Source organism: Pseudoroseomonas ludipueritiae (assembly GCF_014490445.1).
Classification (GTDB): Bacteria; Pseudomonadota; Alphaproteobacteria; order Acetobacterales; family Acetobacteraceae; genus Pseudoroseomonas; species Pseudoroseomonas ludipueritiae.
Genome location: NZ_JACTUZ010000024.1, coordinates 1 through 12,937 on the forward strand (window position 1 = coordinate 1; position 12,937 = coordinate 12,937).

Annotated in this window: 13 protein-coding genes; 10 read left to right on the top strand and 3 right to left on the bottom strand. The window is 68.8% G+C overall.

Translation table 11 applies throughout. From position 1 onward, the window contains the following. The first annotated feature begins 242 nt into the window (after positions 1 to 242). The 5 genes from IBL25_RS08325 to IBL25_RS08345 all read left to right on the top strand — a co-directional run bounded on the left by IBL25_RS08325 (position 243) and on the right by IBL25_RS08345 (position 5,443). Positions 243 to 1,007, top strand: coding sequence for a DUF1194 domain-containing protein (locus IBL25_RS08325; protein ID WP_187778093.1), 765 nt, complete (start codon positions 243 to 245; stop codon positions 1,005 to 1,007). 111 nt (positions 1,008 to 1,118) lie between these two features. Continuing rightward, complete coding sequence (locus tag IBL25_RS08330) at positions 1,119 to 2,483, top strand: MFS transporter (protein ID WP_187778094.1); 1,365 nt, start codon at positions 1,119 to 1,121, stop codon at positions 2,481 to 2,483. A gap of 55 nt (positions 2,484 to 2,538) precedes the next feature. Further along, a complete protein-coding gene (locus IBL25_RS08335; protein ID WP_187778095.1) occupies positions 2,539 to 2,847 on the top strand; it encodes a DUF3253 domain-containing protein in 309 nt (102 codons plus the stop codon). 5 nt (positions 2,848 to 2,852) lie between these two features. Beyond that, entirely contained in the window at positions 2,853 to 4,601 is a 1,749-nt protein-coding gene (locus IBL25_RS08340) for an ABC transporter ATP-binding protein/permease (RefSeq protein WP_187778096.1), read from the top strand. Continuing rightward, positions 4,598 to 5,443, top strand: a complete 846-nt coding sequence (locus IBL25_RS08345; RefSeq protein WP_187778097.1) for a VOC family protein — start codon at positions 4,598 to 4,600, stop codon at positions 5,441 to 5,443. The genes IBL25_RS08340 and IBL25_RS08345 overlap by 4 nt, the downstream gene beginning before the upstream one ends. An 8-nt stretch (positions 5,444 to 5,451) precedes the next feature. Here IBL25_RS08345 and IBL25_RS08350 read toward each other — a convergent pair whose 3' ends face one another. Continuing rightward, complete coding sequence (locus tag IBL25_RS08350) at positions 5,452 to 6,153, bottom strand: GntR family transcriptional regulator (RefSeq protein WP_187778098.1); 702 nt, start codon at positions 6,151 to 6,153, stop codon at positions 5,452 to 5,454. A 172-nt stretch (positions 6,154 to 6,325) separates the two neighbouring features. On the opposite strand from IBL25_RS08350, the gene IBL25_RS08355 reads away from it, so the two are divergent. The 3 genes from IBL25_RS08355 to IBL25_RS08365 are packed head-to-tail and all read left to right on the top strand — an operon-like array spanning position 6,326 to position 9,784. After that, positions 6,326 to 7,282, top strand: a complete 957-nt coding sequence (locus IBL25_RS08355) for a 2-hydroxyacid dehydrogenase (protein ID WP_187778099.1) — start codon at positions 6,326 to 6,328, stop codon at positions 7,280 to 7,282. 17 nt (positions 7,283 to 7,299) lie between these two features. Beyond that, entirely contained in the window at positions 7,300 to 9,051 is a 1,752-nt protein-coding gene (gene araD, locus IBL25_RS08360; protein WP_187778100.1) for an L-arabinonate dehydratase, read from the top strand. A gap of 10 nt (positions 9,052 to 9,061) precedes the next feature. After that, positions 9,062 to 9,784, top strand: coding sequence for a ribonuclease activity regulator RraA (locus tag IBL25_RS08365; RefSeq protein ID WP_187778101.1), 723 nt, complete (start codon positions 9,062 to 9,064; stop codon positions 9,782 to 9,784). Between the two features lie 22 nt (positions 9,785 to 9,806). On the opposite strand, the gene IBL25_RS08370 is transcribed toward IBL25_RS08365, so the two are convergent. Next, positions 9,807 to 10,163, bottom strand: coding sequence for a nuclear transport factor 2 family protein (locus tag IBL25_RS08370; RefSeq protein ID WP_187778102.1), 357 nt, complete (start codon positions 10,161 to 10,163; stop codon positions 9,807 to 9,809). A gap of 120 nt (positions 10,164 to 10,283) precedes the next feature. On the opposite strand from IBL25_RS08370, the gene IBL25_RS08375 reads away from it, so the two are divergent. Together IBL25_RS08375 and IBL25_RS08380 are read left to right on the top strand one after the other, a co-directional pair. Then, positions 10,284 to 11,090, top strand: a complete 807-nt coding sequence (locus IBL25_RS08375) for a helix-turn-helix domain-containing protein (RefSeq protein WP_187778103.1) — start codon at positions 10,284 to 10,286, stop codon at positions 11,088 to 11,090. Further along, complete coding sequence (locus tag IBL25_RS08380) at positions 11,087 to 11,419, top strand: putative quinol monooxygenase (RefSeq protein WP_187778104.1); 333 nt, start codon at positions 11,087 to 11,089, stop codon at positions 11,417 to 11,419. The genes IBL25_RS08375 and IBL25_RS08380 overlap by 4 nt, the downstream gene beginning before the upstream one ends. On the opposite strand, the gene IBL25_RS08385 is transcribed toward IBL25_RS08380, so the two are convergent. Further along, the gene (locus tag IBL25_RS08385) at positions 11,406 to 12,896 is read right to left on the bottom strand and encodes an amidase (protein WP_187778105.1); all 1,491 of its coding nucleotides are present in this window, start codon (positions 12,894 to 12,896) and stop codon (positions 11,406 to 11,408) included. The two genes, IBL25_RS08380 and IBL25_RS08385, sit on opposite strands and share 14 nt — an antisense overlap. Positions 12,897 to 12,937 lie beyond the last annotated feature (41 nt).

The following is a 12,937-nucleotide window of genomic DNA, read 5'->3' on the forward strand; positions in this document are numbered from 1 at the left end:
GTGAGCCGCAGAACCGCCGCGTCGAAATCGTCCTGCGCTAAGCAGGGCGGGATACGGGACGGGGCCAGCCCCGTCCCGGCTATCGATCCATCGGAGAACTCGGGGCGCCGCAAGGCGCCCTTTTTTTGCTTCACGTTCTCGTCAGTTCAGACCCGCCAAAGCCGCATGTTGCGTTGCACAATAGGTATGACCTAGTGTCCCTTTGAGGAAAGCAGTCGAACGGTTTCCGACTGGAGGGACCGATGTCGGGTTTCAATCAGGGCCGCCGCGGTATCATACGGGCGGCCGCCGGGCTGCTCGCAGCCCCTGCCCTGCTGCCGGCGCGCCGCGCCAATGCCATGGAACCGGTGGACGTGGAGCTGGTGCTCGCGGTTGACGTCAGCCGCTCCATGGACCCGGAGGAGCAGGAGCTTCAGTTCAACGGCTATGCCAAGGCCTTCCGCGACTCGCGGCTGGCGGAGGGCATCGCCAATGGGGCCATCGGCGCCATCGCCGTCTGCTTCTTCACCTGGTCCGACTGGGACATGCAGAACCTGCTGGTGCCCTGGACACGCATCGACGGCGCCGCCGCCGCCCATCGCTTCGCCGATGCGCTGGACGCCGCGCCGCGACAGGCATTTCTCTATACCTCCATCTCCGGCGCCATCGACTACGCCAGCCAGCTCTTTGGCCAGGGCTACGAGGGCACGCGGCAGGTGGTCGATATCTCGGGCGACGGCATCAACAATTCCGGCCGCCCCCTGAAGGCGGCGCGGGCCGAGGCGCTGGAGCGTGGCATCGTGCTCAACGGCCTCGCTGTGCTGGACCGCACGCCGCTGCCACCGCAATTCGCCAATCTGCAGCCTTCGCTCGATGACTATTACCATGACGAGGTGATCGGCGGTCCCGGCAGCTTCCTGATGGTGGCCGAGGGCTTCAGGGCCTTCGAGGGCGCGGTGCGCCGCAAGATCATCCGCGAGATCGCGCTGAATGCGCCGGGCCCGCGAATCGAGCGCGCTTTCGCCTAGCGCCGCGATGCGTCTGGCGCGGGGCTGGGCTGCCTTGGCAGCCACGCCGCTCCGCGGGCAAGGTCCGGATGGGAAGCAACCCGATCCCCGCATTGCCTGAGGAATGACTGGATGACCCAGGAAACGGATGGCCTGCCGCCGTCGCGCCGCCTATGGGCGATGGCTGCCATCGCCGTTTCCATCACCCTGGCGGTGATGGACAGCTCGGTCGCCAATGTCGCCTTGCCGGCCATCGCGGCGGACCTGCAGGTCTCCCCGGCCGATGTCGTGCTGGTGGTCAACGCCTATCAGATCGCCACCATCATGTCCCTGCTGCCCTTCGCCTCGCTCGGCGAGAAATTCGGGCATGAGCGGGTCTACCGCGCTGGGCTGGCGGTCTTCACCGCTTCCTCCCTGGCCTGTGCCCTTTCCTCCTCGCTGGAGATGCTGATCATCTCCCGCATCGCGCAGGGTTTTGGCGCGGCGGGGTTGATGAGCGTGAACACCGCGCTGCTGCGCTTCATCTTTCCGCAGAAGATGCTGGGGCGCGGCATCGGCATCAACGCGCTGGTGGTTGCCACGGCCTCCGTCGCCGGGCCGCCGATCGGCGCCGCCGTCCTGGGCGTGGCCCATTGGCCCTGGATCTTCGCGATCAACCTGCCGCTGGGCCTGCTGGCGCTGATCCTCACGCGCTTCCTGCCCTACACGCTCCGCAGCAACCGCCGCTTCGATGCCGCCAGCGCCCTGCTCTCCGCCGCCACCTTCGGCCTGCTGACCGTGGGTGTGGAGCAGTTCACGCGCGGCCAGCCCTGGTGGCTCCTGGCCCTCTTCATCCTCGGCTTCCTGGCCTGTGGCACGCTGCTGGTGCGGCGGCAGGCCGGGCGCACCGCGCCGTTGCTGCCAGTGGACCTGCTGCGGATTCCGGTCTTTGCCCTTTCGGTCGCCACCTCCATCTCCTCCTTCATGGCGCAGATGCTGGCCCTGGTGGTGATACCCTTCCTCTTCCAGCACGATTTCGGGCTGACGGCGGTGCAGACCGGGCTGCTGATCACGCCCTGGCCGCTGGTGCTGATCGTGGTGGCGCCGCTCTCCGGACGGCTCGCGGACCACATCAACCCCGGGCTGCTGGGCGGCATCGGGCTGGCTGCCATGGCGCTTGGCCTGGTGCTGATGGCGACGCTGCCGCCCGAGCCCTCCTTTGTGCAGATCGGCTGGCGCATGGCGCTCTGCGGCGCCGGCTTCGGCCTCTTCCAGAGCCCCAACAACCGCGTCCTGCTTTCCTCCGCCCCGCGCGAGCGCAGTGGCGGCGCCAGCGGCATGCTTTCGACATCGCGGCTGCTGGGGCAGACCTTGGGCGCCGCCCTGGCTGGCCTGGCCCTGGGGCCGCTGCTGGGCGGGCAGAATGGCGCCTCCCTGGCGCTGGCCCTGGCGGCCGCTATCGCCGGCTTCGCTTCCCTGGTCAGCTTCAGCCGCCTTGCCGCAACCCGCCGGGCCTGAGAAGCCTTGAACCGCCGCCCAACCGCACCACCCTGCCAAGCATGAGCCGCATCACATGACCAGCCCCAGCAATGCCGACCTCGCCGCCGAGATCCTGCGCCGCACCGAGGCCCAGGAGCCCGGCAAGTCGATCTGCCCCAGCGAGGTCGCCCGCGCCTTCGCCCCGCCCGCCGGCACGCCAGGCGCCGAGGATGTCTGGCGCCCCCTGATGCCGCGCGTACGCAAGGCGGCGCTCGGCCTGCAGGCGGAAGGGCGCATCGAGATCCTGCGCAAAGGCAAGCCGGTGCCGGCGGATCAGGTGCGCGGCGTCATCCGCCTGCGCGCCGCGAGGGAGCCTTCCTCCGAACCTTCCACCGAGGGCTGAACCCGATGCGCAGCCTTCTGCCTTTCCTGCGTGACGCCTGGGCACTGGCGCGGCCCTACTGGAACAGCGAGGAGAAGTGGAAGGCGCGCGGCTTGCTCGCCGTCATCATCCTGCTGAACCTGGCCATGGTCGGCATGAACGTGCTGCTGACCTACTGGCAGGCCTCCTTCTACGACGCGCTGCAGAACAAGGACTTCACGGCCTTCAGCCAGCTCTTGCTCTGGGGCCACCGGCAGGAGGACGGCGATTTCATGCCGGGCTTCTCCATCGTGGCGGCGCTGTTCATCGTGGTGGCGGTCTACCAGCTCTACCTCAACCAGGCGCTGCAGATCCGCTGGCGGCGGTGGCTGGTCGGCCACATGATGCACGACTGGCTGGACCGCCACGCCTATTACCGCATGGGCCTGACCGAGGGCGGCGCCGACAACCCGGACCAGCGCATCTCGGACGATACCCGCCTCTACGTCAGCTCCACCCTCAATCTCGGGCTGGGGCTGATGAGCGCGGTGGTGACGCTGGTCTCCTTTATTGTCGTGCTCTGGGGCCTGTCGGGGCCCATGTCGGTCTTCGGCATCAATATCCCGGGCTACCTGGTCTGGGTGGCACTGATCTATTCGGCGGTGGGCACCTGGCTGGCGCATCTGATCGGCCGCAAGCTGATCGGGCTGAACTTCAACCAGCAGCGCGTGGAAGCCGATTTCCGTTTCTCGCTGGTGCGCGTGCGGGAGAACATGGAAGGCATCGCCCTGCATGGCGGCGAGCCGCAGGAGGAAGCGGGGCTGCGCGAACGCTTCGCGGCGGTGATGCACAACTGGTGGGCCATCATGACGGCCACCAAGCAGCTCACCTTCTTCACCGCCGGCTTCGGGCAGGTGGCGGTGATCTTTCCCTTCATCGTCGCAGCACCCGCCTACTTCGCGGGAAAGGTGGCGCTGGGCGCGCTGGTGCAGACCACGCGCGCCTTCGGCGAGGTGCAGGGCGCCATGTCCTGGGCCGTCACGGCTTATGACGAGCTGGCAGCATGGCGCGCCACCGTGGACCGCCTGACCGGCTTCCACCTGGCCATGGCCGCCGCCCGCGCCGCCGGGGAGGAAGGCCCGCGTGTTACCCCCGGCACCGGCGATGCGCTCACCGCCGAGGGCCTGCGCCTCGCCCTGCCCAATGGCCGGGTGCTGACCGAGGATGCCAGCCTGCGCGTCGCACCCGGCGAGGCCGTGCTGATCACCGGCGCATCGGGCAGCGGCAAGTCCACCCTCTTCCGCGCCCTCTCCGGCATCTGGCCCTTCGGCAGCGGGCATATCCAGCAGCCGGAGGGCCAGGTGCTCTTCCTGCCGCAGCGCCCCTATATGCCGCTGGGCACGCTGAAGCGCGCCGTCTGCTACCCGCACGACCCTGGCCAGCACAGCAATGCCGAGGTCGCGGCCGCGCTGGAAAAGGCCGGGCTGGATGCCCTGGTGCCCCGGCTGGAGGAGTCCGATGCCTGGGAACGCCGCCTGTCCGGCGGCGAGCAGCAGCGGCTGGCCGTGGCGCGCGCCCTGCTGGTGAAGCCGCGCTGGCTCTTCCTGGATGAAGCCACGGCAAGCCTGGACCCGGCCGCCGAACGGACGCTCTATACCACCCTGCGGCGGGAGTTGCCGCAGGCCGCCATCCTGTCCATCGCGCATCGGCCGGCGGTTGCCGAATTCCACGACCGGGTGCTGCGGCTGGCCGATGGCAAGCTGGCGCCGGTCCAACCACAGGAGAGCCTCGCTTGAGCGCCATTCCCGCCCCCCGCTTCGACCATGTCGTGGTCTATGTGGAAGACCAACTCGATGCCTCGGCCGAAACCTATGCCCGGCTTGGCTTTCACCTGACGGAGCGGGGGCACCACACGCTGGGCTCCTCCAACCACCTCGCCATCTTCGGCACCGATTACCTGGAGCTGCTGGGCTACGAGCCGGCGCGGATTACCAAGGATTCCGTGCTCTGGAACATGCCGAAGGGCCTGGGCGGGCTGGTCTTCAAGCCCGGTCCCGACGCCGGCTTCCGCGACGCCATCGTCGCGCGGGGCGTGCCGGCCGAGCCCTCCCGCGAATTCAGCCGCCCGGTGGAGCTGCCGGAAGGCACGCGCGATGCCAGCTTCCGCGTGACGCATCTGGCGCCTGAGGTGGCCTTCAATGGCCGGGTCTTCTTCTGCCACCATTTCACGCCGGAACTGGTCTGGCGCCCGGAGTGGCAGAAGCATGCCAATGGCGTCACCGGCATCGCCGAGTTCATTGTGGCCACGGCGGAGCCGGAGCGCGCCGCCGCGCCCTATCGCAAGCTCTATGGCGATGCGGCCTTCAGCACCGTGGATGGCGGCGTGGCCTTGCAGGCCGATCGTGGACGGCTGCTGATCCTGACGCCGGATGCCGCCCGCCGCCACCTGGGCGATGCCCTGCCGCCGCTGCCGGCCGATGGGCGGGATGCCATGGTCGGGCTGGTGCTGCGGACATCCTCCCTGGCGCAGGCACGGGCGGCGCTGCAGGCCGGCGGCGTGCCGGTGCGGGAAGAAGCCGGCCGCCTGATGGTCTCGGCGGCGGATAGCTTCGGGCTGGCGCTGGGCTTCACCGAGTAAGGCGCAGCTCAGCCTGGCGCGAAGTAATCCGGGTATTCAGCCCGCACCGCCGGGATGCGGGCGAAGGTGGCGGAGAAATGCTGCCGCAACGCCGCCTCCACCGCCCGCCCGTCGCCCGCCAGGATGGCACGGGCGATGTTGCGGTGCTCAGCCAGCACGGTTTCCATCTTGCCGGGGCTGGGCAGGTTCAGGCGCCGCAGCCGGTCCAGGTGGCCGCTGCGGCTGCGTACCAGGGCCCAGAGGCCCGGGATCTCCGCTGCCTCATAGAGCAGGGCGTGGAAGGCGTCGTCCGCCTGGGCGAAGCCTTCCTGCCCCAGCAGGCTTTCCTGTTCCGCCAGATGCGCTTCCAGCCGCGCGCCGAGTTCTGCCGGCGGCCCGGCGGCCAGGCGCTGCCCGACCTCCAGCTCCACCGCCATGCGCAGGAAATGCGCCTGCCGCGCATTGTCCAGGTCGATGTGCGCCACATGGGTGGAGGCGCTGGGCACCACCGTCACCAGCCCTTCGTCCTGCAGGCGAGTCAGTGCCTCCCGCACCGGGGTCTGGCTGACACCGAGCTGCGCCGCCAGTTGCGCGCGGGACAGCGGCATGCCCGGCGGCAAAGCCAGGGAGACGATGGCCTGCCGCAGATTGCCAAAGGCGATTTCGCCCGCCGACAGCCGGGGACCGATCGGCGCCAGCAGGGTCTCGGCGGAAGGGCGAGAGGCGGACATGGGTGACTTCTAACGCAAATCCCCGAAATCCGAAATATCGGATACTTGTCTGACGACTGGAGCGGGTCTAGGACTCCATGAACCGGCCGCGCCGCAGGCGAGAGCCACTTGTTCAGGGGAGTATGGCCATGGCCGCATCGCGCTTTTCCATCGAACTTCTGGTGCCTGCCCGGTGAGCCCGCTCCCGCGCGTCCTCCTCGCCCGCAAGGTCACGCCCGCCGCTGAGGAGCGGGCCCGCCGCGACTTCGATACCCTGGTGGCCGACCACGACCTGAGCACGGATGAGGCCATCGAGGCCGCCGCGCGCCACAAGGCGGTGGCCATGGTGATCGGCGCTTCCGTGAAGCTGGATGCCGCCGCGGCCGCGCGGCTGCCGGATCATGTGAAGATCATCGCCAATACCAGCGTCGGTTACGACCACATGGACGCCGCGGCCGTGAAGGCGCGCGGCATCATCGTGACCAATACGCCGGATGTGCTGACGGATTGCACCGCCGACCTCGCCTTCATGCTGCTGCTGGCCGCCTGCCGCCGTGCCCATGAATACGACGTGCTGATGCGCCAGGGCTGGGGCGTGAAGATGGGCTTTGGCGAATGGCTGAGCATGAAGCCGAGTGGCAAGACGCTGGGCATCGTCGGCATGGGCCGCATCGGCCGCGCCATGGCGGACCGTGCCCGCGGCTTCGGCATGCGCGTCCTCTACCACAACCGCAGCCGCCTGCCGGCCGAGCTGGAGAAGGGCGCCGAGTATTTCGAGTCGATGGACGCGATGCTGCCGCATTGCCAGATCCTCTCGCTGCACCTGCCCGCCGGCGGCGGCACGCTGATGACGCGGGAGGCCTTCGCGCTGCTGCCCAAGGGCGCCGTCTTCGTGAACACCGCGCGCGGCGCGCTGGTGGATGAGGATGCGCTGATCGAGGCGCTGAAGAGCGGCCATCTCTTCGCCGCCGGGCTCGATGTCTTCCGCAAGGAGCCTGACTACGACACGCGCTTCGCCGAATTGCCGAATGTCTTCCTGACGCCGCATATCGCCAGCGCCACGCAGGAGACGCGCGATGCCATGGCGATGCTGGCGCTCGACAACGTGGCCGCCATCTGCGCCGGCCGCCCTGCCCTCACCCCCGTCTGAACGGAAGCCCTGCCGTCATGACTGAATCGCCCCTGCCGAAAGTGAAGACCGTCGAGGAGCTGCGCAGCCGCCGCTGGTTCGGCCCCGCGGATCTCCGCTCCTTCGGCCACCGCTCCCGCGCCATGCAGATGGGCTACAGCCCGGAGGAATGGACCGGCAAGCCCGTCATCGCGATCATCAACACCTGGTCCGACCTCAACCCCTGCCACTCGCATTTCAAACAGCGGGTGGAGGATGTGAAGCGCGGCATCCTGATGGCCGGCGGCTTCCCGGTGGAACTGCCGGCGATCTCGGTTTCCGAGAGTTTCGTCAAGCCGACCACCATGATGTACCGCAACATGCTGGCCATGGAGACGGAGGAGCTGCTGCGCTCCCACCCCGTGGATGGCGCGGTGCTGATGGGCGGCTGCGACAAGACCACGCCGGGCCTGCTGCTGGGCGCCACCAGCATGAATATCCCGGCCATCTTCCTGCCCGCCGGCCCCATGCTGCGCGGCAACTGGCAGGGCAAGTTCCTCGGTTCCGGCTCGGATTCCTGGAAATACTGGGATGAGCTGCGCGCCGGCAAGATCACGGACCAGGACTGGCTAGCGGTCGAGGGCGGCATCGCGCGCTCCTACGGCACCTGCATGACCATGGGCACGGCCTCGACCATGACGGCCATCGCGGAAGCGGTGGGCATGGTGCTGCCGGGCGGTTCCTCCATGCTGGCGGCCGATGCCGGGCATATCCGCCTGGCGAGCGAGAGCGGCCGCCGCATCGTGGACATGGTCTGGGAAGACCTGACGCCGCAAAAGATCCAGACGCGCCCGGCCTTCGAGAATGCCATCGCGGTCGCCATGGCGATGGGCTGTTCCACCAATGCCATCATCCACCTGATCGCCATGGCGCGCCGCGCGGGCCAGGATATCGGGCTGGAGGATTTCGAGCGCTACAGCCGTAAGGTCCCCGTCATCGGCAATGTCCGGCCTTCCGGCAATGCCTATCTGATGGAGGATTTCTACTACGCCGGCGGCATCAAGGCGCTGATGAACCGGATCACGGAACATCTTGATCTTTCCTGCCTGACCTGCACTGGAAAGACGCTGGGCGAGAACATCGCTGGCGCCAAGGTCCATAACGACGACGTCATCCGCACCACGGACAACCCCATCTACGGCGAAGGCTCCCTCGCCGTGCTGAAGGGCAACCTGGCGCCGGACGGCTGCGTCATCAAGCCGGCCGCCATGGACCAGCGCTTCCTGAAGCATTCAGGCCCCGCCGTGGTCTTTGATGACTACCCGAGCATGAAGAAGGCGGTGGACGACGAGAACTACCCCTTCACGCCGGACACCGTGATGGTGCTGCGCAACGCCGGCCCGCAGGGCGGCCCGGGCATGCCGGAATGGGGCATGCTGCCCATGCCGAAGAAGCTGCTGAAGGAAGGCTACCGCGACATGATGCGCATGTCCGATGCGCGCATGTCCGGCACCTCCTATGGCGCCTGCGTGCTGCACATCTCGCCGGAAAGCTGGATCGGCGGCCCGCTGGCGCTGCTGCGCACCGGCGACATCGTCGAGATGGACGTGGATGCCCGCAGCATCAACATGCTGGTGTCCGAGGAGGAGCTGGCCAAGCGCCGCGCCGAATGGAAGGCGCCGGAGGAACGCTTCGGCCGTGGCTATGGCTGGATGTTCACCAAGCATATCCAGCAGGCCAACGAGGGCTGCGACTTCGACTTCCTGAAGACCGATTTCGGCCGCCCGGTCGATGAACCCGTAATCTACTGAGGCACCGAACATGGCCTTGAACCCCGATACGCGCGCCAAGCTGAAGACCGTCAGCACCGCGACGCTCGCCACCGCGCTCTACAAGCGCGGCTTCCGCAACCAGATGATCCAGGGTGTGCAGCCCGTCGGCGGCAAGGCCAAGCCGGAGACCATGGTGGGCGAGGCCTTCACGCTGCGCTACATGCCGGCGCGCGAGGACCTGAACCAGCTTTCCGTCTTCCGCGACCGCGGCCACCCGCAGCGCAAGGCGGTGGAGGAATGCCCGCCCGGCGCGGTGATGGTGATGGACAGCCGCAAGGACCCGCGCGCGGCTTCCGCCGGTGGCATCCTGGTGACGCGGCTGATGGTGCGCGGCGTGGCAGGCGTGGTGACCGATGGCGGCTTCCGTGACTCCGCGGACATCGCCGCCATGGACATCGCGGCCTTCCACACCCGCCCTTCCGCCCCCACCAACCTGACGCTGCACCAGGCGATCGACATCAATGTGCCGATCGGCTGCGGCGATGCGCCGGTGTTCCCGGGCGACGTGATCGTGGGCGATGCCGATGGCGTCATCGTCATCCCCGCGCATCTGGCCGATGAGATCGCGGCGGAGGCGGTGGACATGACCGCCTTCGAGGATTTCGTGCAGGAGAAGGTGGGCGGTGGCCAGAGCATCCTGGGCCTCTATCCGCCGACCGACGAAAGCAACCTTGCCACCTTCGAGGCCTGGCGGAAGGAGAAGGGGCGCTAAGCGCCACCTCCCCCACCCGCCCTCAGATCGCATCCAGGAAGCCGATCACCTCCTGGATGCGGCCTTCACCATCCAGCCGCAGCACATCGAAGCCCCGCGCCACCGGCGCGCCATCCCGTGGCGCCAGCGCCCAGGAGAAGCGCAGGAAGGGCCCGTGCCCATCTGGCGAGCCTTCCAGCGTGAAGCCATGGCCGGGGAAGCTGCCCCGCGCCGTCTCGATCATCTGCGCGATATGCGCGCGTCCCTCCGCCTGCATCAGCGGGTCGGCATAGCGCGCATCCTCGCTCCATCCCTGTGCCAGCAATGCCTGCCGCCGTGCCGGGTCGGCTTCGTTCCAGGCGTTGAGATAGGCTGCGGCAATGGCCTTGGGGTCGTGCATGGCGTCTCTCCTTGCTGGCCGGGCCAGGCGCCCGGCAGCCGCATCTGAGAACTTCCGCCGCATCGGCGCGATAACCTCGGAGGTCATGGCCGCGCCGCGCCTGATGGCTAGACTGCCGGCATGTCCACCACGACCGCCCCCACCCTTCCACCAGCCGGCCATCTGCTGCGGGAATGGCGCCAGCGCCGCAAGCGCAGCCAGATGGACCTGGCCCTGGATGCCGAAGTCTCCACCCGGCACCTGAGCTATGTGGAAACCGGCCGCGCCTCGGCCAGCCGGGAGATGCTGCTGCGGCTGGCCGAGCATCTCGACATGCCACTGCGCCAGCGCAACCTGCTGCTGATGGCGGGCGGCTTCGCGCCGCATTACCCCGAGCGCCCCTTGCAGGCGCCGGACATGGCGGCGGCGCGCGGGGCGGTGGAGGCCATCCTGAAGGGGCACGAGCCTTTCCCTGCGCTGGCGGTGGACCGGCACTGGCACCTCCTGGCCGCCAATGCCGCCCTGGCACCCATGATGCAGGGCGCCGCCGCCCGGCTGCTGGAACCGCCCGTCAACGTGCTGCGCCTGAGCCTGCACCCGGAGGGGCTGGCCTCGCGCATCGAGAACCTGCCGGAATGGCGCGCGCATCTGCTGGAACGGCTGCGGATGCAGGTGGAGCGTTCCGGCGACCCGGTGCTGGCGGCGCTGCAGGCCGAACTCGCCGCCTATCCTTGCCCGGCAGGCACGCCAGCGGTGGCGGCAGGCGGCATCGCGGTGCCGTTGCGTATCCGGCTGCCGGAGCAGTCGCGGGCGCTGAGCTTCCTCTCCACCACCACCGTCTTCGGCACGCCGGTCGACATCACCCTGGCGGAACTGGCGCTGGAATGCTTCTACCCGGCCGATGACGCCACCCGGCAAGCCCTGAGCATGGAGGCCCAAAGGCCATGAGCGTCGTCTATGAAATCCGCTTCACCGTGCGGCCCGAGCAACTGGACCGCTTCAACACGCTGTTGAACGGCGTGCTGGATGCCATGCGGGCGGAGGCCGGCTTCCGGAATGCCGTGCTGCACCAGGACCCGCAGGACCCCTGCCGCTTCATGCTCTATGAAACCTGGGCGGATCACCAGCAGGTGGTGGAGGTGGAGATCCACCGTCCCTACCGCGCCGAATGGCACGCGGCGCTGCCGGAGATCCTGGCAGCGCCGCGAGAAGTCTCGGTCTGGCAGCCACTGCGCGCCGATGGGCTCGGCGCGCAGCCCGCACTCAGTCGAAGCTGAGGAAGCCCGGCATGCCAGAGATCGGCGGGGCCGCGCGCAGCTTCGCCAGGTCCGGCACCGGCCGGGCCAGGGTGGCATCGCCTTCCACCGCCGCCTCGATGGCCGCCGCCACGGCGATCACCAGCGCATCGCCGCCGCGCGGGCCGACGATCTGCAGGCCGAAGGGCATGCCGGCCTTGTCCAGGCCCAGCGGCAGGCTGATGGCCGGGTGGCCCACCAGCGTTGCCGCATAGGCCGTGGCCAGCCAGTGGAAGTAGCTCTTGGTCGGCACGCCGTCGATCTCGGCCGGATACAGCTCGCTCCAGGGGCGGGGCGAGATGGTCATGGCAGGCGCCAGGATCACGTCCACGCCGCTGTCGAAGAACTCCTGCCAGCGGCGGTACATCTGCGTCTGCAACACGCTGGCGCGCGCCACATCGGCGGCGGAATAGCCCCAGCCTTCCTCTACATTGGCCCGGACATTCGGGCCGACGCAGTTGGGGTCCTTCTTCACCCGATCGTTGAAGCCGGCCAGGAAGGACACGGCGCGCAGGATGGCGAAGGCTTCGTCGGCGCCCGAGCAATCTGGCGTCCGCTCCTCCGCCGAGGCAAACAACGGCGCGAGCGCGGCGGCGCGGGAAGCGAAGACCTCGCGGATATGCCGGTCGGTCGGCGCGAAGCCGAAATCCGGCGTGACGGCGACGCGGAGGCCGGCAAGGTCCACCGCCGCATCCCAGGTCATGCCGCGCCGCACATCGACATCCGGCAGCGTATAGGCCAGCGGGTCCACGCCCTCGTCCCCCGCCATGGCGGAGAGCATCAGCGCCAGGTCGGCGGTGTTGCGCGCCATGGGGCCGAGCACGGAAAGGCCGGACCAGCCCAGCGCGCGCCGGCTGTTGGGCACCAGCCCCGGGCTGGGGCGGAAGCCGACGATGCCGTTGAAGGCCGCCGGGTTGCGCAAGGAGCCACCGGTATCCGAGCCGGTGGCCAGCGGCACCATGCCCACCGCCAGCGCCACGCCCGAACCGCCGGAGGAACCCGCCGCCGAGCGCGTCGGGTCGAAGGGATTGCCCGTGGCGCCATAGACGGCGTTGCGGGTATTGGCCCCCGCGCCGAATTCCGGCGTGTTGGTCTTGCCCAGGATGACGCCGCCGGCATCCCGCAGGTCGGCCACATGGTGGTCGTCCTTGTCGGGCACATTGTCCTTGAACATCGGGCTGCCGAAGGTGGTAGCCAGCCCCGCCGTGGAATCCAGGTCCTTGATGCCCAGCGGCAGGCCGTGCAGCGCGCCCAGCAGGTCGCCACGCATCACGGCGGCCTCGGCCTCCTTCGCACTGGCGCGGGCGCCCTCCTCGTCCATCGCCACCATGGCGTTGACGGCGTGGTTCACCTCACCCACGCGCTTGATGCAGGATTCGAGCAGCTCGACCGGCGAAAGCTTCTTGGTGCCGATCATCTGCCGCGCCTGCACGGCGGAGAGGTCGCAGGGCTCAGTCATGCAAGGCAAGTCCTCAATGGTCTCGGGGGATTCGGCGCCGG

Excerpts from the sequence above, each read along its gene's own strand:
- IBL25_RS08370 (WP_187778102.1), bottom strand. The coding sequence starts at position 10,163 with ATGCACGACCCCAAGGCCATTGCCGCAGCCTATCTCAACGCCTGGAAC.
- IBL25_RS08365 (WP_187778101.1), top strand. The coding sequence starts at position 9,062 with ATGGCCTTGAACCCCGATACGCGCGCCAAGCTGAAGACCGTCAGCACC.
- IBL25_RS08340 (WP_187778096.1), top strand. The coding sequence starts at position 2,853 with ATGCGCAGCCTTCTGCCTTTCCTGCGTGACGCCTGGGCACTGGCGCGG.
- IBL25_RS08380 (WP_187778104.1), top strand. The coding sequence starts at position 11,087 with ATGAGCGTCGTCTATGAAATCCGCTTCACCGTGCGGCCCGAGCAACTG.
- IBL25_RS08325 (WP_187778093.1), top strand. The coding sequence starts at position 243 with ATGTCGGGTTTCAATCAGGGCCGCCGCGGTATCATACGGGCGGCCGCC.
- IBL25_RS08385 (WP_187778105.1), bottom strand. The coding sequence starts at position 12,896 with ATGACTGAGCCCTGCGACCTCTCCGCCGTGCAGGCGCGGCAGATGATC.
- araD (WP_187778100.1), top strand. The coding sequence starts at position 7,300 with ATGACTGAATCGCCCCTGCCGAAAGTGAAGACCGTCGAGGAGCTGCGC.
- IBL25_RS08375 (WP_187778103.1), top strand. The coding sequence starts at position 10,284 with ATGTCCACCACGACCGCCCCCACCCTTCCACCAGCCGGCCATCTGCTG.
- IBL25_RS08335 (WP_187778095.1), top strand. The coding sequence starts at position 2,539 with ATGACCAGCCCCAGCAATGCCGACCTCGCCGCCGAGATCCTGCGCCGC.
- IBL25_RS08350 (WP_187778098.1), bottom strand. The coding sequence starts at position 6,153 with ATGTCCGCCTCTCGCCCTTCCGCCGAGACCCTGCTGGCGCCGATCGGT.
- IBL25_RS08330 (WP_187778094.1), top strand. The coding sequence starts at position 1,119 with ATGACCCAGGAAACGGATGGCCTGCCGCCGTCGCGCCGCCTATGGGCG.